This is a genomic window from Methylobacterium sp. 4-46, assembly GCF_000019365.1.
Lineage (GTDB): Bacteria > Pseudomonadota > Alphaproteobacteria > Rhizobiales > Beijerinckiaceae > Methylobacterium.
Genome location: NC_010511.1, coordinates 3,364,608 through 3,384,038 on the forward strand (window position 1 = coordinate 3,364,608; position 19,431 = coordinate 3,384,038).

General features: G+C 73.2%; 17 protein-coding genes. 12 read left to right on the top strand and 5 right to left on the bottom strand.

Annotated features, from left to right (window positions below):
• Positions 1-80 precede the first annotated feature (80 nt).
• The 4 genes from M446_RS14560 to M446_RS14575 all read left to right on the top strand — a co-directional run bounded on the left by M446_RS14560 (position 81) and on the right by M446_RS14575 (position 7,551).
• Entirely contained in the window at positions 81-2,765 is a 2,685-nt protein-coding gene (locus tag M446_RS14560) for an ATP-binding protein (RefSeq protein WP_043701252.1), read from the top strand.
• Between the two features lie 221 nt (positions 2,766-2,986).
• Complete coding sequence (scpA, locus tag M446_RS14565; RefSeq protein WP_012332853.1) at positions 2,987-5,149, top strand: methylmalonyl-CoA mutase; 2,163 nt, start codon at positions 2,987-2,989, stop codon at positions 5,147-5,149.
• 74 nt (positions 5,150-5,223) lie between these two features.
• Complete coding sequence (locus tag M446_RS14570; protein WP_012332854.1) at positions 5,224-7,089, top strand: M23 family metallopeptidase; 1,866 nt, start codon at positions 5,224-5,226, stop codon at positions 7,087-7,089.
• 234 nt (positions 7,090-7,323) lie between these two features.
• Positions 7,324-7,551 (top strand): hypothetical protein, encoded by a 228-nt coding sequence (locus M446_RS14575; protein WP_012332855.1) that lies wholly within the window; start codon positions 7,324-7,326, stop codon positions 7,549-7,551.
• A 12-nt stretch (positions 7,552-7,563) separates the two neighbouring features.
• Here M446_RS14575 and M446_RS14580 read toward each other — a convergent pair whose 3' ends face one another.
• Entirely contained in the window at positions 7,564-8,160 is a 597-nt protein-coding gene (locus M446_RS14580; protein ID WP_012332856.1) for a Uma2 family endonuclease, read from the bottom strand.
• A 235-nt stretch (positions 8,161-8,395) separates the two neighbouring features.
• Here M446_RS14580 and M446_RS14585 point away from each other — a divergent pair, with 235 nt between their 5' ends.
• The 4 genes from M446_RS14585 to M446_RS14600 are packed head-to-tail and all read left to right on the top strand — an operon-like array spanning position 8,396 to position 12,624.
• Complete coding sequence (locus M446_RS14585; protein WP_012332857.1) at positions 8,396-8,863, top strand: (2Fe-2S)-binding protein; 468 nt, start codon at positions 8,396-8,398, stop codon at positions 8,861-8,863.
• A 10-nt stretch (positions 8,864-8,873) separates the two neighbouring features.
• Positions 8,874-11,075, top strand: a complete 2,202-nt coding sequence (locus tag M446_RS14590) for a xanthine dehydrogenase family protein molybdopterin-binding subunit (RefSeq protein ID WP_012332858.1) — start codon at positions 8,874-8,876, stop codon at positions 11,073-11,075.
• Positions 11,072-11,371, top strand: a complete 300-nt coding sequence (locus tag M446_RS14595; RefSeq protein ID WP_012332859.1) for a c-type cytochrome — start codon at positions 11,072-11,074, stop codon at positions 11,369-11,371. The genes M446_RS14590 and M446_RS14595 overlap by 4 nt, the downstream gene beginning before the upstream one ends.
• Entirely contained in the window at positions 11,368-12,624 is a 1,257-nt protein-coding gene (locus M446_RS14600) for an NAD(P)/FAD-dependent oxidoreductase (protein ID WP_012332860.1), read from the top strand. The genes M446_RS14595 and M446_RS14600 overlap by 4 nt, the downstream gene beginning before the upstream one ends.
• 112 nt (positions 12,625-12,736) lie before the next feature.
• On the opposite strand, the gene M446_RS14605 is transcribed toward M446_RS14600, so the two are convergent.
• Complete coding sequence (locus M446_RS14605) at positions 12,737-13,288, bottom strand: DUF4337 domain-containing protein (protein WP_012332861.1); 552 nt, start codon at positions 13,286-13,288, stop codon at positions 12,737-12,739.
• A 139-nt stretch (positions 13,289-13,427) separates the two neighbouring features.
• Here M446_RS14605 and M446_RS14610 point away from each other — a divergent pair, with 139 nt between their 5' ends.
• A complete protein-coding gene (locus M446_RS14610) occupies positions 13,428-14,129 on the top strand; it encodes a hypothetical protein (RefSeq protein ID WP_012332862.1) in 702 nt (233 codons plus the stop codon).
• A 12-nt stretch (positions 14,130-14,141) separates the two neighbouring features.
• Positions 14,142-14,399 carry a DUF6894 family protein gene (locus tag M446_RS14615; protein WP_012332863.1) on the top strand — a complete coding sequence of 86 codons (258 nt, stop codon included), beginning with the start codon at positions 14,142-14,144 and terminating at the stop codon, positions 14,397-14,399.
• A gap of 277 nt (positions 14,400-14,676) precedes the next feature.
• On the opposite strand, the gene M446_RS14620 is transcribed toward M446_RS14615, so the two are convergent.
• The 3 genes from M446_RS14620 to M446_RS14625 all read right to left on the bottom strand — a co-directional run bounded on the left by M446_RS14620 (position 14,677) and on the right by M446_RS14625 (position 17,500).
• Positions 14,677-14,973 (bottom strand): hypothetical protein, encoded by a 297-nt coding sequence (locus tag M446_RS14620; RefSeq protein ID WP_012332864.1) that lies wholly within the window; start codon positions 14,971-14,973, stop codon positions 14,677-14,679.
• Positions 14,974-15,051: 78 nt separating this feature from the next.
• Positions 15,052-15,192, bottom strand: a complete 141-nt coding sequence (locus tag M446_RS38150; RefSeq protein ID WP_168169156.1) for a hypothetical protein — start codon at positions 15,190-15,192, stop codon at positions 15,052-15,054.
• 520 nt (positions 15,193-15,712) lie between these two features.
• Complete coding sequence (locus M446_RS14625) at positions 15,713-17,500, bottom strand: glucan ABC transporter ATP-binding protein/ permease (RefSeq protein WP_012332866.1); 1,788 nt, start codon at positions 17,498-17,500, stop codon at positions 15,713-15,715.
• A 212-nt stretch (positions 17,501-17,712) separates the two neighbouring features.
• Between M446_RS14625 and M446_RS14630 the strand changes: the two genes are divergently transcribed.
• Entirely contained in the window at positions 17,713-18,486 is a 774-nt protein-coding gene (locus tag M446_RS14630; protein WP_012332867.1) for a motility protein A, read from the top strand.
• A gap of 27 nt (positions 18,487-18,513) precedes the next feature.
• A complete protein-coding gene (locus tag M446_RS14635) occupies positions 18,514-19,347 on the top strand; it encodes a flagellar motor protein MotB (protein ID WP_012332868.1) in 834 nt (277 codons plus the stop codon).
• Positions 19,348-19,431: the final 84 nt, after the last annotated feature.

The window sequence follows — 19,431 nt, forward strand, 5'->3', positions numbered from 1 at the left end:
GTCGCCGCCGTGGTATCCGTTCGGCGGCCATCACATCGCGCAGCAGAGGCGGCCGTCGTGCAGGGTCATCGGTGACATGAATGCTGCCGCGCCGCGCACCGCCCCTCTGGATTTACATCGTCGGTCTGAACCTGACTTTACTGGTGCCGGCGCTGGCGGTGACGGCCGTTCTGCTGCACCGGTGGGTCGTGGCGGAGCAGGCGCGCCTGGAGAACGCCACCGCCGCCCGCAACGCGCAGGCGCTGGAGAAGGTCGACCGGTTCCTCGCCTCGCAGATCGCGATGTTGCAGGCACTGGCGACCTCCCCGGCCCTGGAGGCCGGTGACCTCGCGCGGTTCAACCGGCAGGCCACCGCCCTCTACGCGCTGCAGGGCACGAACATCATCCTGCGGGACCGGACCGGGCAGGAGCTCGTCAACACCCACGTCCCCTTCGGCACCGCGCTTCCGAGCATCCTGCGCGACGTCGACGCCGCAATCGTGGCGACGGGGGCGCCGGCGGTGTCGGACTTCCTGATCGGCGCCGTGTCGCGGGAGCCGGTGGTGCGCGTGAGCGTGCCGGTGACGCGGGAGCAGGGCGTCGCCTACATCCTCAGCGCGAGCATCCCGGCCGGGCAGATCGGCGCGCTGATCCGCGAGGCCGGCGTCGCCCCGCCCTATTCGGGCTCGGTGAGCGACCGCCGCGGCATCATCATCGGGCGCTCGGCCGCGACCGAGTCCGCGGCCGGCAAGCCCCTGCCGGGCTTCGGCGAGATCGCGGGCGAGCGCGGCAGCTGGAGCGGCCGGAACATCGTCGGCGAGCTGGTCTTCGGGACGTACCAGCGCTCGGCCCTGTCGGGCTGGACCTTCACGGTCGGGATCGAGCGGCAGGCCCTGCAGGCGCCGCTGACCGCGTCGCTGCGGGTGCTGGTGCCGGTCATGGTCGGCCTCGGCCTCCTGGCCGCGGCGATGTCGGTCCTGGTCGGGCGCCGGATCCTGCGCGCCAACGACGTCCTGCTCGCGGGGGCCCGTGCCCTGGCGCGGGGCGAGGTGATCGCCCCGGCCTCGACCAGGGTGGGCGAGGCCGACCAGATCGGCGTCGCCCTCGCCTCCGCCTCCCTGCAGCTGCGGATGCAGGCGGACGCCCTCCAGGCGATCAACCGGGACCTGGAGCGCCGCGTCGCCGTCCGCACGCGCGAGCTTGCCGGCAAGGAGGCGCTGCTGACCATGACCCTGGACGCGATGGACCAGGGGCTCGTCATGGTGGACGGGGCCGGCATCGTCGCGGTGACGAACCGGCGCGCCGCCGACCTCCTCGGCCTCGACCCCGCCTTCCTGGCCTCGCGGCCGAGCTGCGAGGCGATGCGCGAGGCGCTGCAGGCCAGGGGCGAGTTCGCCGCCCTCGACCCGGCGATCCGGGACGGGCTCCGGGACCGGGACCTCGACCGGATCGGCGCCCGCTACGAGCGCGTGCGGCCGAACGGCCAGGTGCTCGAGGTCGCCAACACGGCCACGGCGGATGGCGGGATCCTGCGCATCTACACCGACGTGACCGCCCGCAAGGCGGTCGAGACGGCGCTCGCCGAGGCGCACCGGCTCGCCCAGCAGGCCCGCCGCGCCGCCGAGGCCGCGAGCGCCGCCAAGACCGACTTCCTGGCGACCATGAGCCACGAGATCCGCACGCCCCTGACCGCGGTGCTGGGCTACGCGGATCTGCTGATGGCGCGCAGCGACCTCGAGGCCGAGCAGGCGCGGCTGGTCGGCCGGATCGTGACCGCCGGCGAGGCGCTGCGGACGATCGTGGACGACGTCCTCGACTTCTCCCGGATCGAGGCGGGCCGCGTCGACCTCGCCCCGCGGCCCTTCTCCCTCGCCGACCTGATCGAGGAGGCGCTGGCCCTGGTCCGCCCCGAGGCGGACCGCAAGGGCCTGCCGATCGCCGTCGCGATCGAGCCCGGCCTGCCGCCGCGCCTCGTCGGCGACGTCGACCGGCTGCGGCAGATCCTGCTCAACCTCCTCAACAATGCGGTGAAGTTCACGCCGGCCGGCAGCATCGGGCTCGCGGTGGCGCGGGACCCGACCGGCCCTGCCGAGGGGCGCGGGCTGCTGATCTCCGTCCGCGACACCGGGATCGGCATCCCGGCGGACAAGCACGCGCGCCTGTTCGAGCGCTTCAGCCAGGTGGACGGCTCGATCCAGCGGCAATACGGCGGGACCGGGCTGGGGCTGGCGATCAGCCGCCGCCTCGTCGAGGCGATGCACGGGCGCATCGGCGTCGAGAGCCGCGAGGGCGAGGGCTCGACCTTCTGGTTCCGCCTCGCCCTGCCGGCCGCCGAGCCGGAAGCGGATCCGCGCGGCGGCGGTCCGGCGGAGCGGCCGCGGGTCGGGCCGGGGCGCATCCTCCTGGCCGACGACGTCGCCATCAACCAGGAGATCGTCCGCCGGGTGCTGGAGGCCCGCGGGCACGTCGTCGAGGCCGTCGACGACGGGGCGGCGGCGATCCGGGCCGTGCAGGAGGGCCGCTACGACCTCGTCCTGATGGACGTGCAGATGCCGGGGACGGACGGGCTCACGGCGACCCGCCGGATCCGGCAGCTGCCGGGCGACCGGGGCCGCGTGCCGATCCTGGCGCTCACCGCGAACGTGCTGCCCGCCCAGGTCGCGGCGTTCCGCGCCGCCGGCATGGACGACCACATCGGCAAGCCGTTCCGCCGCGACGACTTCGTCGCGACGGTGGAGCGCTGGCTCTCCGGGCCGCTGCGGGCGCCGCGCCGGGCGGCCGGTTGAGGCTCGCGGCGAGCGCGCGGGCGACGATCATCGGCGGGAACCGGGAGCCGGGCGTGGCGATCGAGACCGGCCGCGCGCCCTCCCCCTTATGCAGCGGAATCCGCCCGGCCGGCGATCCGACGCGGCGGCGCGGCGCCCTCCTCCCACCTTCATCCCATTGGCCCTCCTCGCGGCGGCGCCTATAGTTGAGGGCAGCACCACCGAACGAGGGCCCCAGGCCGATGACCCGCATCCCGGATTTCTCGGACATCGCCTTCTCGGCGCCGGGCGAGGTCGCGCCGGCGGCGGCCCCGGGTGAGCCCTGGATGACGCCCGAGGGCATCCCGGTGAAGGGCCGCTACGGCCCGGAGGATCGTCGGGGCCTCGACTTCCTCGACACGTATCCGGGCGTCGCGCCCTTCCTTCGCGGCCCCTACCCGACCATGTACGTCACCCAGCCCTGGACGATCCGGCAATATGCCGGCTTCTCCACGGCCGAGGACTCGAATGCCTTCTACCGGCGCAACCTCGCGGCGGGCCAGAAGGGGCTCTCGGTCGCCTTCGACCTCGCCACCCACCGCGGCTACGATTCCGACCATCCCCGCGTCTCGGGCGACGTCGGCATGGCCGGGGTCGCGATCGATTCCATCTACGACATGCGCACCCTGTTCGCGGGCATCCCCCTCGACCAGATGACCGTGTCGATGACCATGAACGGCGCCGTGCTGCCGATCATGGCGCTCTACATCGTCGCCGCCGAGGAGCAGGGCGTGCCTCCGGGCAAGCTCGCCGGCACCATCCAGAACGACATCCTCAAGGAGTTCATGGTCCGCAACACCTACATCTACCCGCCGGCCGGCTCGATGCGGATCATCTCGGACATCTTCGCCTACACCTCGGCCCACATGCCGAAGTTCAACTCGATCTCGATCTCCGGCTACCACATGCAGGAGGCGGGGGCGACGCAGGACCTCGAACTCGGCTACACGCTGGCGGACGGGGTCGAGTACATCCGGGCGGGCCTCGCCGCCGGCCTCACCATCGACCAGTTCGCGCCGCGCCTGTCCTTCTTCTGGGCGATCGGCATGAACTTCTTCATGGAGGTCGCCAAGATGCGGGCCGCGCGCCTGCTCTGGGCCAAGCTCGTGAAGGAGTTCGGGCCGAAATCGGACAAGTCCCTGGCCCTGCGCACCCACTCGCAGACGAGCGGCTGGTCGCTCACCGCGCAGGACGTGTTCAACAACGTCACCCGCACCTGCGTCGAGGCGATGGCGGCGACGCAGGGCGGCACGCAGTCGCTGCACACCAACGCCCTCGACGAGGCGCTGGCGCTGCCGACCGACTTCTCGGCCCGGATCGCGCGCAACACTCAGCTCTTCCTGCAGCAGGAGAGCGGCACCACCCGGATCATCGATCCCTGGGGCGGCTCCTACTACGTCGAGCGCCTGACCCGCGACCTCGCGGGGCGCGCCTGGGAGCACATTCGGGAGGTCGAGGGCCTGGGCGGCATGGCCAAGGCGATCGAGGCCGGCATCCCGAAGCTGCGCATCGAGGAGGCCGCGGCCCGCGCCCAGGCCCGGATCGATTCCGGCCAGCAGACCATCGTGGGCGTCAACAAGTTCAAGCCGGACGGCGACCGGCCGCTCGAGCTCCTGCGCGTCGACAACGGCAACGTCCGGGCGATGCAGATCGACAAGCTCAAGCGGCTGCGCGCCGAGCGGGACGAGGCGGCGGTGGCGGCGACGCTCGACGCGCTGACCCGGGCCGCCTCGGGCAAGGAGAACCTGCTGGCGCTCGCCGTGCAGGCGGCGCGGACCAAGGCGACGGTCGGGGAGATCTCGGCGGCGCTGGAGCGGGCCTGGGGCCGGCACCAGGCCGAGATCCGCTCGATCTCGGGCGTCTACAAGCGGGAGATGGGGGGCATGTCGGGGGCGGTCGAGCGGGTGCGCAAGCTGGTCGAGGCCTTCGAGGAGGCGGATGGGCGCCGCCCCCGCATCCTCGTCGCCAAGATGGGCCAGGACGGGCACGACCGGGGCCAGAAGGTGATCGCCTCGGCCTTCGCAGATCTCGGCTTCGACGTCGATATCGGGCCGCTCTTCGCCACGCCCGAGGAGGCGGCGCGGCAGGCGGTGGAGAACGACGTGCACATCGTGGGCGTCTCGTCGCTGGCGGCCGGCCACCTCACGCTCGTCCCCGAGCTGAAGGCGGCGCTGGTCGCGGCCGGCCGGCCCGACGTGATGATCGTGGTCGGCGGCGTGATCCCGCCGGGGGATTTCGAGGCGCTGCGCAAGGCCGGCGCCTCGGCGATCTTCCCGCCCGGCACCGTCATCGCGGAAGCCGCCGCGACCCTGATCGCCGAACTCAACCAGCGCCTCGGCTACGCCGCCCGGGAGGCGGCCGAGTAGGCCGGCCGCAAAACGGTCACGGTTGTCCGGCCTGAGACGGGAGCTCCTCCCGCCTCTCACACCCGGGTTCGCGCGTGCAGGCCGGTGCCTCCGACATCCTCGACGACACCGCCTTCTCGCGTCCGGGCGGCCAGAAGGTCAGCCTGCGCTGGCTCGCCGCCTGCCTGCTCACCGGCATCGCCGGCGCCGCCCTGCTCGGCCTCGCCCTCGACCTCGCCGCCTCGGACGGAATCGTCGCGGTCCCGCCCGACCTCGCCCTGCACCCGCGTGCCGAGGCGGGCGCGCCCGGCGAGGCCGGGACCGCGCCCGCGGAATTCGCCGCGCGCAAGGGCGACCGGCTGGTGCGCGACGAGGTCGTGGTGGCGGCCAAGCGCGAGTTCCGCGCACCGCTGAGCGAGACCGTCGGCGAGCGCGAGGTGATCCGCGTCCACCAAGTGGTGCAGGTGGCCACGGACCTGTCGCTGCGCGCCCCCGAGGCGCCGATCCCGCCCTTCGACCCGATGCGCGGCGCCGGGAGCGAGGCCGTCACCGAGGAGACCGGCAGCGATCCGGCCGAGACCGCCGTGACCCTGGTGCGCTCGCCCCTGGCGGAGGCGCCGGAGACCGAGGCCCCCGCCCTCTCGGACGAGGAGGTCGACGCGCTCGTGGCCGAGACGCAGCGCCTCGCCGGGGGGCCGGGGCCGCTGCCCCCTGCCTTCCCGCCGGAGCGGATGCTCTCGCGGGCCCTGCGCCTCGGGGCGGGCCGCGAGGAGGACGAGGCCCCCGCGGGGGCGATCGACGTGAAGATCCTGCCGGAGAACCTGACCGAGATCGCCGAGACCGCGGCGGCCGCGGCCGGCCCCCTGTTCGAGACCCGCGAGGCGGTGATCGGCAAGGATCAGGCCCTGGCGGCGATCCTGCGCGAGAACGGCGCCGGGCCCGACCGGGTCGCCGCGATCCTGGCGGCGCTGAGCCCGCGCGCGCGGGACGAGCTGCCCGAGGGCCAGCACCTGCGCCTGCTGATCGCGCGCGAGGGCCCGACGCCGGGCATCGCCCGGGTGACGCTCTACGGCGAGGACGGGATCGAGGAGATCGCCGCCGCCAACGACCGCGGCGGCTTCGTGTCGGTGGCGCCGCCGCGGCCGGGGGCGCCGGCGGCCGAGGAGGAGGGCGGCGTCAGCCTCTACGAGAGCCTCTACGGCGCGGCGCTGAAGAACGGGGTCCCGCCCGGCGTCATCGAGGACCTCGTGCGCGTCCTGGCCTCCGGCAGCGACCTGCAGAGCCGCACCGGGCCCGGCGACCACGTCGAACTCCTCTTCACCGCCGACGAGGATTCCAAGCCGGAACTGCTCTTCGCGGCCCTGCGCAGCCGCGGGGAGACGCAGAGCCTCTACCGGTTCCGGGGGCCGGGAACGGGCGAGGTCGAGTACCTCGACGCGGAGGGCCGCTCGACGCGCAAGTTCCTGATCCGGCGGCCGGTGGCCGAGGGGCGGATCAGCTCCCCGTACGGGGCGCGCCTGCACCCGATCCTCGGCTATTACCGGATGCACAACGGCGTCGATTGGGCGGCGACCCGGGGCACGCCGATCATGGCGACGGGCGACGGCGTGGTGATCGCGGCGGGCGCCCGCTCGGGCTACGGCAACCGCGTCGAGATCCAGCACGCCAACAACTACGTCACCGCCTACAACCACATGGCCCGGATCGCGCGCGGCATCGTGCCGGGGGCGCGGGTGCATCTCGGCCAAGTGATCGGGTCGGTCGGCACCACCGGCCTCTCGACGGGGCCGCACGTCCACTACGAGGTCGCGATCAACGGGCGCTTCGTCGACCCGATGAAGATCCGGCTGCCGAGCGCGCACGCGCTCACCGGGCCGGCCCTCGCCGCGTTCCGGGCGGTCGAGGAGCAGGTCGACGGGCTGCGCCACCGCCACGGCACCGCCGCCGCGGCGCGGATGTGATCCGGGATCCGCTTGGTTCAACCGGATCCCGGATCACGCGCCCGCGCGGCGCCTGAGCGAAGCCCACATCCGCCAACCCGAAGGGATTTTTCGGAGGTGGAATGAGCGGCCCGCGCGGCCGGGGAAGAGTCTTCCACGCGGCGGCAGCCCCGGAGCAGGGACTTCTCCGAACCGAGCGAAGTTCGAAAAGCGCGTCCATTGATTGCGCGGGCTCGCGACGCGAGATTCCGCCCCATGAGCGAGCGCCCCGACACCGGCTACGATCCCTACGGCGAGCGGTTGACCGCCGTGCCGGCGAGCCCGACGGAGGCCGGCGACCGGCGCGCGCGCCGAGTGGCGATCGCGGTGTTCTGGAGCCTCGCGCTGCTGCTCGTCGTGGGACGGGTCACGCTCGGCGGCGCGCCGCAGGCCGGGAGCCCGATGCAGGTCACCGCCGCGAGCGGCGCGACCGCGATCCGCTGAGGCGCGAGGCCGTCAGACCAGGTCCGCGAGCGGGACCGTGACGCCGGCGAGGAGGTCGGCCCGCGGCACCAGGACGGAATCGGGTCCGTGGTCGCGGATCTCGGCGTAGCCCGCCTCGCCGCGCGGCCCGCGATGCACCCGCGCCTGCCGCTCCTGGGCAGCGATCACCCAGGACTCGGCAATGCCGGAGCGGGCGTAGAGCCGGGCCTTGCGGCCGAGATCGTAGGCGAGGCTCGAAGCGGCCACCTCGATCACCAGCAGAATCTCGGGCCCGGGTATCGCGCAGAATCCGGACGGGGCCGGGCGGTGAGCCGTTTCGGGCGCGACCAGAAGGTCGGGCTCGACCAGGGTGTCCGGAGCGAGCTGGAGCGTGCTCTCCGTCGCGAGATAGAGCGACTCGGGGAGGATGGAGGAGAAGCGCCGCGCCAAGCGGTTCTTGACGAGGTCGTGCGCGTAGCCCTTCGCCGCCCTCTCGACCAGCTCTCCGTCCAGCAGCTCGACGCGCTCGTCCTCGTCGAGGATGCCGGCCCCGATCATCCGGCGCAGATCCTCGGCGCTGAAGCGGCGCAGCGCCGGATCTCCGCGGCCCGGGGGAACGTGGATGGTCATGGCGGCTCGATGATCTTGGCGGCTCGATGGTCTTGGCGGCTCGCTCGGTCTCCCGCACGGACTAACACCTGCGACCTGCGCGGGACCAGCAACCGGAGATGGCGTCCGGTCGCGCCTGCGCCGATTGACGGCGCTGCCGCGCCGCCTAGTTCCCGTGCGCTTGGACGGTGGACCGGCCCTGGGCAGCGGCACCGCAGCGCGGCACGGCCGCGCCCGAGGGAGGGGCAGGATCGCCATGATGCGTCTCACCGTGAACGGGTCCGTGCGCGAGGTCGACGCGGAGCCCGACACGCCCCTGCTCTGGGTGCTCCGCGAGCAGGTCGGGCTGACCGGAACCAAGTACGGCTGCGGCATCGCGCAATGCGGGGCCTGCACGGTTCACATCGACGGGCAGGCCGTGCGCTCCTGCTCGGTCCCGGTCTCGTCGCTGGGCGAATCCCAGAGGATCGTCACCATCGAGGGGCTGAGCCCCGACCGCTCGCACCCGGTCCAGAAGGCCTGGGCCGCCCTCGACGTGCCGCAATGCGGCTTCTGCCAATCCGGCATGATCATGGCCTCGGCGGCGCTGCTGGCGCAGAACCCGCGGCCCTCCGACGAGGAGATCCGCCGGGAGATCACCAATATCTGCCGCTGCGGCACCTACAACCGCGTGCTCGCCGGGATCCGCCTCGCCGCCGAGGGCGGCGAGAGCGGGCGCGGCTAGGGAGGCCGGGATGACGCAGGACCTGAACCGAGCCCCGTCCCGCCGCGGCGTCCTGGCCGCCGCCGCCGCCGTCGCCGGCGGCTTCAGCCTCGGCTTCCACGTTCCCGGCGCGGGCGCCGAGGAGGCCGCGCCGGGCGCCGCCGCGGCCTCCGCGCCCGAGATCAATGCCTGGGTGGTGGTGAGGCCCGACGAGACCGTGGTGATCCGCATCGCCCGCTCCGAGATGGGCCAGGGCACCCTGACGGGCCTCGCCCAGCTCGTGGCCGAGGAGCTCGGCTGCGACTGGGACCGGGTCACGACCGAGTACCCGACGCCGGGCCAGAACCTCGCCCGCCGCCGCGTCTGGGGCGATTTCTCGACCGGCGGCAGCCGCGGCATCCGCGAATCCTACGTCGCGGTCCGCCAGGGCGGCGCCGCCGCCCGCCTGATGCTGGTCTCCGCGGCGGCGGCCGGATGGGGCGTGCCGGCCGGAGAGTGCCGGGTCGAGAAGGGCGTGATCGCGCATCCGGGCTCGGGCCGCACCACGACCTTCGGAGCGGTCGCCTCCCGCGCCGCCGCCATGCCGCCGCCCAAGGACGTTCCCCTCAAGGATCCGAAGGACTGGACCATCGCCGGCAAGCCGCTGAAGCGGCTCGACACCGCCGCCAAGCTCGACGGCAGCCAGGTCTACGGCATGGACCTGCGGCTCGACGGCATGCTCAACGCCGCGATCCGCGACTGCCCGGTGGTGGGCGGCCGGGTCAGGAGCTTCGACGCCGCCGCGGTGGAGCGGATGCCCGGCGTCAGGAAGGTGGTGCCGGTCGGGGAGACCGCCGTCGCGGTGGTGGCCGACACCTTCTGGCGGGCCAGGACCGCCGTCGAGGCGCTGCCGATCGTCTGGGACGAGGGCCCGAACGCCGCCGCGTCGAGCGCGACCATCGCCGCCATGCTGCGGGAGGGCCTCGACGCCGAGGAGGCCTTCGTCGGCAACAAGACCGGCGACGCCAAGGCGGCCCTGCGGGACGCCGCCAGGGTGGTCGAGGCGACCTACGCGGTCCCGTTCCAGAACCACGCCACCATGGAGCCGATGAACGCCACCGCCCGCTGGACGCCGGAGCGGTGCGAGGTCTGGACGCCGACCCAGAACGGCGAGGCGGCGCTGGCCGCGGCGGCCGAGGCGGCCGGCCTCTCCCCGCGGCAATGCGAGGTCTACAAGATCCACCTCGGCGGCGGCTTCGGGCGGCGCGGCGCGACGCAGGACTGGGTGCGGCAGGCGGTGCTGATCGCCCGGGAGATGCCCGGGACGCCGATCAAGCTGATCTGGACCCGCGAGGAGGACATGACGCACGGCCGCTACCACCCGGTCACGCAGTGCCGGATGCGCGCCGCCCTCGACCGGGACGGACAGCTCACGGGCCTGCACATGCGCATCTCCGGCCAGTCGATCCTGGCGGCGATCGTGCCGGGCCGGCTCGGGCCGGACGGCAAGGATCCGGTGACCTTCCAGGGCCTCAATCCCGGCGGGGCCGAGGCAGCGATCGGCTACACGATCCCCAACCTCCTGATCGACCACGCGATGCGCAACCCGCACATCCTGCCGGGCTTCTGGCGGGGCGTGAACACCAACCCGAACGCCATCTACCTCGAGTGCTTCATGGACGAGGTGGCGCACGCGGCCGGGCAGGATCCCCTCGCCTTCCGCCGCAAGCTGATGGCGAACCATCCCAAGCACCTCGCGGTGCTGAACGCGGTCGCGGAGCGGATCGGCTGGGATCGCCCGCCGCCCGCGGGCGTGCATCGCGGCCTCGCCCAGATCATGGGCTTCGGCAGCTACGTGGCGGGCGCCGCCGAGGTGTCGCTGCGCGACGACGGCGGCGTCCGGATCCACCGGATCGTCGCGGCGACGGATCCGGGCGTGGCGGTCAACCCGCAGCAGATCGCCGCCCAGGTCGAGGGCTCCTTCGTGTACGGGCTCTCGGCGGCCCTCCACGGCGAGTGCACGGTCAAGGACGGGCGCATCGAGCAGACCAACTTCGACACCTACCCGGTGATGCGGATGGACGAGATGCCGGCGGTCGAGGCGATCCTGATGCCCTCGGGCGGCTTCATCGGCGGCGTCGGCGAGCCGACCATCGCGGTCGCGGCGCCGGCGGTCCTCAACGCCGTCTTCGCGGCCACGGGCAAGCGGGTGCGCCAGCTCCCGCTGCGCAACACGGACCTGCGGCGCGCGTGAAGGGTCTCGGCGCGCTCCTCCTCGGCGGGGCGGCGCTCGCCGTCCCGCCCGCGGCCCGGGCGGCGCCGCTGCGGGCGCCGCCGGGCGCCTCCTCCTGCTCGGGCTGCCACGCGGCCCACGGCGAGGGCGCCTTCGGGCCGATCGCCGGCCGTCCGGCGGCGGAGATCGAGGAGGCCCTCGCGGCCTACCGGGCGGGCGCGCGCCCGGCCAGCGTGATGACCCGGATCGCCAAGGGCTTCACGCCCGAGGAGAGCCGGGCCATCGCCGTCTATCTCTCGCAGCAGGGGGCGCCGTGACGCGGACCACGCGACGGATCGTGCTCGGCGGGCTCGCCGGCCTCGCGCTCGGCCGGCCGGCCCTGGCCGAGGGCGCGGGGGGCCGCGTCGTCATCGTCGGGGGCGGCTTCGGCGGCGCCTCGGCGGCCCGGGCCCTGCGCGACGCGGGCGCCGCGGTCACCCTGGTTGAGGCCGAGCCCGGCTACACGGCCTGCCCCTTCAGCAACGAGGTCATCGTCGGCCTGCAGCCGATGGCGGCGCAGCGTTTCGGCTACGAGGGCCTCAGGGCCGCCGGCATCGCGGTGGTGCAGGACCGTGCGACCGGCATCGACGGGGCGAGGCGGAGCGTCGCCCTGGCGGGGGGCGGCAGCCTCGCCTACGACCGGCTGATCCTCTCGCCCGGGATCGCCCTGCGCTTCGACGCGATCCCTGGCTACGACGAGGCCGCCGCCGAGGCGATGCCCCATGCCTGGAAGGCCGGGGCGCAGACCGACCTCCTCGCCCGGCAGCTCGCCGCGATGCCGGATGGCGGCACGGTGGTGATGGCGGTGCCGGGCAACCCGTATCGCTGCCCGCCCGGCCCCTACGAGCGCGCCAGCCTGATCGCCTGGCTGCTCAAGGCCCGCAAGCCCCGCTCCAAGCTGATCGTGCTCGACGCCAAGGACACGTTCTCGAAGCAGAAGCTGTTCCAGGCGGCCTGGACGGCGCTCTATCCCGACCACCTGGAATACGTGCCGCTCGCGGAGGGCGGGCAGGTCACGGCGGTGGATCCGGCCGGGATGACCGTCAGGACCGACTTCCAGGACTACCGGGCGGACGTCGCCTGCATCATCCCCCCGCAGCGGGCGGCGCCGATCGCCGCGGCGGCGGGCGTGGCCGACCGGTCGGGCTGGTGCCCGATCGACCCGGTCACCTTCGAGTCCCGCCTCGTGCCCGGCATCCACGTCATCGGCGACGCCGCGATCGCCGGGGCGATGCCGAAATCCGCCTTCTCGGCCAATGCCCAGGCGAAGGTCTGCGCGCAGGCCGTCGCCGACCTCCTGGCCGGGCGCGCGCCCGCCGCCCCGAAGCTGATCAACACCTGCTACAGCCTCGTCGCCCCCGGCTACGGCATCTCCGTCGCGGGGGTGTACCACCCGGCGAACGGCGTGCTGGCCGATGTCGAGGGCGCGGGCGGGACCAGCCCGCTCGACGCGCCCGCGGCGGTCCGGGCCGAGGAGGCCGCCGAGGCGGCGGCGTGGTACCGGACCATCACGGGCGAGGTCTTCGGGTGAGGCGCTGCGCTAGAGCATTTTCCGACGAAGTGGATGCCGGTTCGTCGCGGACAATGCGGCAAGATCAAAGATCGAGAGCGGCACCCGATTGCAACGTGATCGGGTTGCCGCTCTAGAACAGGTGGATGGCGTGGGGCGCGAGCAGGCCGACCCCGAGCATGCCGATCCCGGCCACGCCGAGCAGGCCGCCCGCCACCGCGAGCGCCACGATCCCGGTGATGACCTGGGCGGAGGCGAGCACGATGCCGATCTGGAAGGCCGCCGAGGCGACCTCGTAATGGTGGTAGCGCGCGAGCGCGAGGTCGCGCCTCTCCTCGGCCTCCTTGGCGCGCGCGGCGAGTTCCTTGCGCCCCTCCCCGGTGGAGGGCTCGGATTCCCAGCGCGCGATCGTCTTCTGCCAATCCTCGACCTGCTTCCTGACCGCGTCCGGCGCCGCGCCGGCCTCGAGCGCCGCCTGCTCCGAGGCCGTCCGCACCATCGTGGCGCGAATCGTCTTGGCCTGGAAGAACGACCACAGATTGCTCGCCTGGACGTTCGCCCCGAGCGCGTCCGTCTGCGCGCTCTTGGCGAAGGTCTCGCCCAGCGCCAGGAACAGCGCCAGAACCGAGATCAGCAGCGCCACCTTCTTGTTCGACCCCTCGACCGACCCGTGACCGCCCGACATCGTCGTCTCCCTGCGTCAGCGCGGCTCCCTCATACGCGACCGGGCGGCGAGCGCCAGGGGCCTCATTGCCACTTCCCTCGGCGCGGGCGGTGAGGCAGGCGGTGCGGGACGACCCGCCACCGTTCCCGAGGACGCCCCGATGGTTCCGATCCGCCCGCTGCTCCCCGTCATCGCCCTCGCCGCCCTGCCCGCGCAGGCCGCCTCCCCGGCCGCGCCCAGCCCCTGGCCCGACACCTACCTGAGCCGCGTCGAGGCGACGGCGGTGGTTCAGACGCTGAACGCCCAGCTCCTCGCGGCGCGCAGCGCCACCGCGACCCTCGAAGCGTGGTGCGGGGCCCATCGCCTCGCCCCGGAGCCCCGCCTCGTCGCCCGCCTCGTGCGCGAGATCGACCGCCCCGCCAGCCCCGAGACCCGCCAGCGCCTGCAGGTCGGCCCCGACGAGCCGGTGCACTACCGCCGGGTGCGCCTCGCCTGCGGCGAGCACGTCCTGTCGGAAGCGGACAATTGGTACGTTCCGGCGCGCCTCACGCCGGAGATGAACCGGGTGCTTGAGACCACCGACACGCCGTTCGGCCGCGCCGTGCAGGAGCTGAAGCCGACCCGCCAGACGGTGGAGAGCCGCCTCCTGTGGCAGCCCCTTCCCGAGGGCTGGGATCAGGCCGCGCCGGCGGGCGGCGCCTGCGGGCCGCTCCCGATCCCGGAGGCCCTGTTCAGCCACCGGGCCGTGCTGTTCACGGCCGCCCGCCAGCCCTTCTCGGAGGTGGTGGAGACCTACGCGCGGGCCGTCCTCGACTTCCCGCGGGCGCCGCGTCCCGCGGATCCCGCCTGCCCCAAACCCTGACGAGGCCACCCGATGCCCCGCTACTTCTTCGCGACCCGCGTCGGCGAGGACCTTCTCCCCGACCGGGACGGCCGGGTCCTGCGCGACGCGGACGAGGCCTGGGAGGTCGCCCGCGCGCTGATCCGGGAGGTGCTGCGCGAGAGCGCCGCCTCCTCCCGCCTGCTCTCGGCGAGCCTCGAAGTCACCGACGAGACTGGGCTCGTCCTGTTCGAGTTCCCCTTCGCCGAGGCGCTCGATCCCGGTGCCGGGCCGGACGGGACGCTGCATTAGGCCCCGCCCGGTGGTCATCCCACATCCGATCGATCCCTTCGGGATGTCGGATGTGGGCTTCGCTCAGGCGCCGCGCGGGCGCGTGATCCGATCGATCCCTTCGCGATGTCGGATCTGGGCCTCGCTCAGGCGCCGCGCGGGCTCGTGATCCGCTCGATCCCTTCGGGATGTCGGATCTGGGCCTCGCTCAGGCGCCGCGCGGGCGCGTGATCCGGGATCCGCTTGGATCAACCGGATCCCGGATCAGCGGTCGCATCGCCCCGGCGGCCGGCCGCCCTCAATCGCCATCGACGGACCGGCGATGGGCGGCGTCGGTCTCGAACGCGATGTTCGTCCGAAGGTACTCGACCAACTTGGCGTCCGCGCGCAGGGCCGCGAGGCGGTCGCGCAACACCGCGAGGCCCGGCGGCGCCCCGAACGGGCCCGCGGGGGCGAGCAGCCGCCCGAGCACGGCGCTGACCAGCAGCGACCGGTCGCAGCCGCGATGCGCCGCGAGACGCGCCAGCGCGGGGAGGAGCTCGTCGGCCGCGCGCTCGTTCCGGGCGGACGCGACGGCGGTGAAGCGGCGGATCATGGAGCCCTCCGGTCTCGGCCGCGCGGGGCGAGGCAGCACAACCGGAAGGGAGTGTAATCGAAGATCTCGCGCCCCGCGCTACTGCTCGGCGACCTCCTCCGCGGCTCCCGCGGGCGCGAGGCGGATCCAGGCGTCGAGGGCGATGCGGATGCCCTGGCCGGCGGCGGCGACGAGCGTCATCGAGGCGGCGAGTTTCAGGAGAAGCGACGCATCCGACATTGGGGAACTCTTCATCCGTGACCCAGCGGGCGCCCACCCCGACCGCGCCTCCAACCCGGAGGCGCGGCCGACGATCGGGGCCGCGGGCGACACGTTCGTCCAGCATTTCGGCGGAACCATGGAGAGTGTACTTCCGGCAGGACGTGAAGTCCCCCCGTCGATTTCGGGAGAGGCGTGCGCTTAAATTCGTCTTAAACGAATGAGGATTTCAGATTAACCTGCCGGGACGCGAAGGACCGGGACGGCCGTGATCTCGCGTGCGGGCCTGGTTGCCGGGCAATGTCGCGCGAGGGGCCGCGACGATCCTGGACGAGACCGCTCCGACGCGACGCCGACGGCGCGCACGCCTCCGCGGAGGAGGCGCCGCGCTCAACCTACGCACGAGGTCCAGCCAGTCTCTCGCGCCCCCGTCGAGGGCGGCAGGGCGGTCGAAGCCGCGCCGCGAGGCACGCGGTGTCCGGCACCGGTCCGGCGCCGGACCTCCGGCACCGCTCCGCGCGGACGAGCGCGCGCCGGTCGCTCAGGCCGCCAGGGCGAGGGCGTCGGAGGGCGCCTCGGCCGCCATGAACTGGGCGCGGGCGAGCTCCGCGAAGCGCCCGCCCAGGGCCACCAGCTCGTCGAAGCTGCCCGCCTCGACGATGCGCCCGGCCTCGAAGACCAGGATGCGGTCGACGTTGCGGATCGTGGCGAGGCGGTGGGCGATCACGAAGGTGGTGCGGCCCCGCATGACGGCGTCCAGCGCGCCCTGCAGCTTGCGCTCGGTGGCGGCGTCGAGGGCGCTCGTCGCCTCGTCCAGGATCAGGACCGGCGGGTCCTTGAGCAGGGCGCGGGCGATCGACAGCCGCTGGCGCTCGCCGCCGGAGAGCGAGCGGCCGCGCTCGCCGATCACCGTGTCGAGGCCGTCCGGCTGGCGGGCCAGGAAATCGCTCGCCTGCGCCCGCTCCAGCGCCTCCAGCATCTCGGCGTCGGTGGCGTCCGGGCGGCCGACCTGCAGGTTCTCGCGGATCGAGCGGGCGAACAGCATCGGCTCCTGGAACACGACGCCGATATTGTGGCGCAGGGAGGCCACCGAGAGGTCGCGGATGTCCTCGCCGTCGATGCGGATCGTGCCCGTCGCGGGATCGAAGGCGCGGTGGAGCAGGCTCAGGGTCGTCGACTTGCCGGAGCCGGTCGTGCCCACGAGGGCGACGGTTTCGCCGGGCGCGACCGCGAAGCTGATCCCGTCGAGGGCGCGGCGGCGGCCGTCATACGAGAAGGTGACGTCCTCGAACGCGACCGCGCCGGCGATGCGCCCGGCGGCGCGGGCGCCCGGGCGGTCGTGGACGGCCGGCACCGTGTCGAGGATGTCGAAGAATTCCTGCATCTTGGGCGCCTGCATGAACAGCCCGTTGACGAAGGAGACGACCTGGTCGAGGCGCCCGACCAGGAGCGTGGCGAGGCTCATGAAGGAGACGACGTCCCCGACGCTGGCCTGGCCGCGGAAGTGCAGGGCGAGGCCGGTGACGAAGATCGCCGTCATGGTCAGGGTGGCCGAGGCGCGGGTCGCCACCGAGGCGAGCGCCCACCAGGACAGGACCGGGGTCTGCGCGTCGAGGAGGTTGCGGATGATCCCGCGCATCGCGTCCTTCTCGGCCTTGGCGCGGGTGAAGGACTGGATCACCGCGACGTTGCCGAGGGCGTCGGAGGCGTGCTCGGCGAGGCCGGAATGGTACTGCTCCACCCTCCCCTGCAGGGTCTCGGTCCGGCGCAGCACGAAGGCGGTGAGGGCCGTGAAGGCCGCGACGAGGACGAGCAGGATCGCGCCGAGCTGCCAGTTCAGGAACAGCGTCATCGGCAGCAGCACGGTCAGCGAGAGGAGCGCGGCGCAATGGTCGCGGAAGAAGCCGAGCCAGAGCCAGGCCATGCCGTTCGTCCCCTCGAGCATGGCCTTGAGCACCCGGCCCGAATGGTTCGCGGAGTGGAAGGCGAGCGGCAGGTCGAGGACGTGCTCGAAGTAGCCGGCCATCGCGCCGAGACGGCGGCGATGCGCGAGGCGGTCGGCGTGGAGCGCGATCAGCACCCCGGCCGCGATGGTGAAGAAGCCGAAGCCCACCCAGGCGCCGACGAGCAGCGTCAGCTCGCCGAAGCCCGGCGCGCCCTCGGCCCCCGCCGGCAACCGGGTGACCCGGTCGATGATGCGGCCGAACAGCACCGGCTCGGCGAAGGCCGCCGCGGCGAGCGCGACGTTGGCCACGGTGAGCAGGACGCCGAGGCGCAGGTCGGGTCCGAGCAGGCGCATCACCCGCGCGTAGAGACGCATCAGACGCATGTGGTCGAGACTCCGAAACCCCCTGGCGCGGATCCTCTCGGGAACCCGGCGCGCCGCCGCTCCGTCGGCCGATCCTGGTATGGCGCATCGCGCCTGAACGCCGCATGACGGTCGGGCCGCCGCGCCGCGCCTTTACGCTTCGTTGAGCCGGCCCGCCTTAACCTTAAAGGCAGCCCCGGCGTCCCGCGGGGCCTCGGGGACCCGTCGGCGCCATGGATCTCGCAACCGGCCTCGGCCTGATCGGCGGCTTCGCCGTGGTCATCGTGCTGATCCTCGTCGACGGCGGCCACTTCGCGTCCTACGTCGACAAGCACGCCCTGATCGTGATCTTCGGCGGCGCCACCGCCGCCACGATGCTGCGCTTCCCCTTCTCGGTCATCGTGCACGGCGTGCCGATGGGCCTGCGCTACGCCTTCAGCATGCGGGCCGTCCGGCCGCGCGACCTGATCGAGGAGATCACCCGGATCGCCGAGGTGGTGCGCAAGTCGGGCCCGATGGCGCTGGAGAACATGGAGATCTCCGACCCGTTCCTGGCCCAGGGCGTGCGCTACATCGCGGACGGCTACGACCGCGACTTCATCCGCGACACGATGGAGCGCGACCGCGACAACTTCCTCATGCACCTGGAGGAAGGCTCCAAGGTCTACCGCGCCTTCGGCGATTGCGCCCCGGCCTGGGGCATGATCGGCACCATCCTGGGCATGGTGTCGATGTTCGCCAACATGTCGGATCCCTCCAAGCTCGGCCCGGCCATGGCGACGGCGCTGCTCGCCACGCTCTACGGCGCGCTCATCGCCAACATGATCACGCTGCCGATCGCCGACAAGCTGCACGTCAAGCTGGAAGAGGAGGACGTGTCGCGCTCGCTGATCATCGACGGGGTCCTGCTGATCCGCGACGCCAAGAGCGCCTCCCTGGTGCGCGAGATGCTGATCGCCTACCTGCCCCACAACCACCGCGAGGAGCTCGCCGCCGAAGCGGCGTGAGCCTCTCCCGAGCCGGAGGGTGGATCGGTGGCCAGACGCAAGCGGGGCGGCGCCCACGGGGGCCACGGCTGGTTCGTGACCTTCGCCGACCTGATGGCGCTCCTGATGAGCTTCTTCGTGATGGTCTGCGCCTACTCGACGCAGGACCAGCGCAAGCTCCAGGCGGTCGCGGGCTCGTTCCGGGACGCGTTCGGCGTCAACAAGGAGAGCCGCTTCAACGGCATCATCGAGAAGGACGGGCTGCCGAGCGCCACGCGCCTGCGCGACCTGCGCCCGGTGACGCCCGACAAGGCCTCCGACCGCACGACGCCGCCGCTGCCCGACGAGGTCTTCGACAACGGCGTGCCGCAGAACGGCTTCCGGGACGGGTTCGGGCTCGCGATGGCGAGCCTGCGCCAGGCCCTGCAGGACCTGCCCGACATCGCCGAACTCTCGAAGAACGTGCTGATCCACGAGACGGCGCGGGGCCTCGACGTCTCGCTGGTGGACCAGGACGGCCGCTCGATGTTCCCGGACGGCTCGACCCGGCCGAACGACCGCACCCGCCAGGTGCTGGAGCGGCTCGCCCCGGCGATCCGGCGGATGTCGAACAAGATCGCGATCTCGGGCTACACCGCGGCGACCCGCCCGGGGCTGCGCGCCCCGGCCCCGCCCTGGGAGCTCTCGGCGGGCCGGGCGATCAGCGTGCGCGAGATCCTGGCGAGCAACGGCGTGCCGGACGAGCGCTTCACGGTGGTGTCGGGCAAGGCCGACACCGAGCCGCTCTTCCCGGACAACCCCTACATCGCGGCCAACCGCCGGGTGACGATCACGCTCCTGCGCGACACCCCGCCCCTGCCGCCGGGCCAGGGCTTTCCGTGAGCCGCCGGGCGCGTGCGCCGAGAGGGCGGCGTTCCCGGGCTTCCCAACAGGATCGGGTGCCTCAAGACGTCCGACGAGGTCGCG

What these genes read in the sequence shown, in the direction of transcription:
- M446_RS14615 (WP_012332863.1), top strand. Translation starts at nt 14,142, where the DNA reads ATGCCCCGCTACTTCTTCGCGACCCGCGTCGGCGAGGACCTTCTCCCC.
- M446_RS14575 (WP_012332855.1), top strand. Translation starts at nt 7,324, where the DNA reads ATGAGCGAGCGCCCCGACACCGGCTACGATCCCTACGGCGAGCGGTTG.
- M446_RS14580 (WP_012332856.1), bottom strand. Translation starts at nt 8,160, where the DNA reads ATGACCATCCACGTTCCCCCGGGCCGCGGAGATCCGGCGCTGCGCCGC.
- M446_RS14560 (WP_043701252.1), top strand. Translation starts at nt 81, where the DNA reads ATGCTGCCGCGCCGCGCACCGCCCCTCTGGATTTACATCGTCGGTCTG.
- M446_RS14610 (WP_012332862.1), top strand. Translation starts at nt 13,428, where the DNA reads ATGGTTCCGATCCGCCCGCTGCTCCCCGTCATCGCCCTCGCCGCCCTG.
- M446_RS14630 (WP_012332867.1), top strand. Translation starts at nt 17,713, where the DNA reads ATGGATCTCGCAACCGGCCTCGGCCTGATCGGCGGCTTCGCCGTGGTC.
- M446_RS14625 (WP_012332866.1), bottom strand. Translation starts at nt 17,500, where the DNA reads ATGCGTCTGATGCGTCTCTACGCGCGGGTGATGCGCCTGCTCGGACCC.
- M446_RS14590 (WP_012332858.1), top strand. Translation starts at nt 8,874, where the DNA reads ATGACGCAGGACCTGAACCGAGCCCCGTCCCGCCGCGGCGTCCTGGCC.
- M446_RS14585 (WP_012332857.1), top strand. Translation starts at nt 8,396, where the DNA reads ATGATGCGTCTCACCGTGAACGGGTCCGTGCGCGAGGTCGACGCGGAG.
- scpA (WP_012332853.1), top strand. Translation starts at nt 2,987, where the DNA reads ATGACCCGCATCCCGGATTTCTCGGACATCGCCTTCTCGGCGCCGGGC.
- M446_RS38150 (WP_168169156.1), bottom strand. Translation starts at nt 15,192, where the DNA reads ATGTCGGATGCGTCGCTTCTCCTGAAACTCGCCGCCTCGATGACGCTC.
- M446_RS14605 (WP_012332861.1), bottom strand. Translation starts at nt 13,288, where the DNA reads ATGTCGGGCGGTCACGGGTCGGTCGAGGGGTCGAACAAGAAGGTGGCG.
- M446_RS14620 (WP_012332864.1), bottom strand. Translation starts at nt 14,973, where the DNA reads ATGATCCGCCGCTTCACCGCCGTCGCGTCCGCCCGGAACGAGCGCGCG.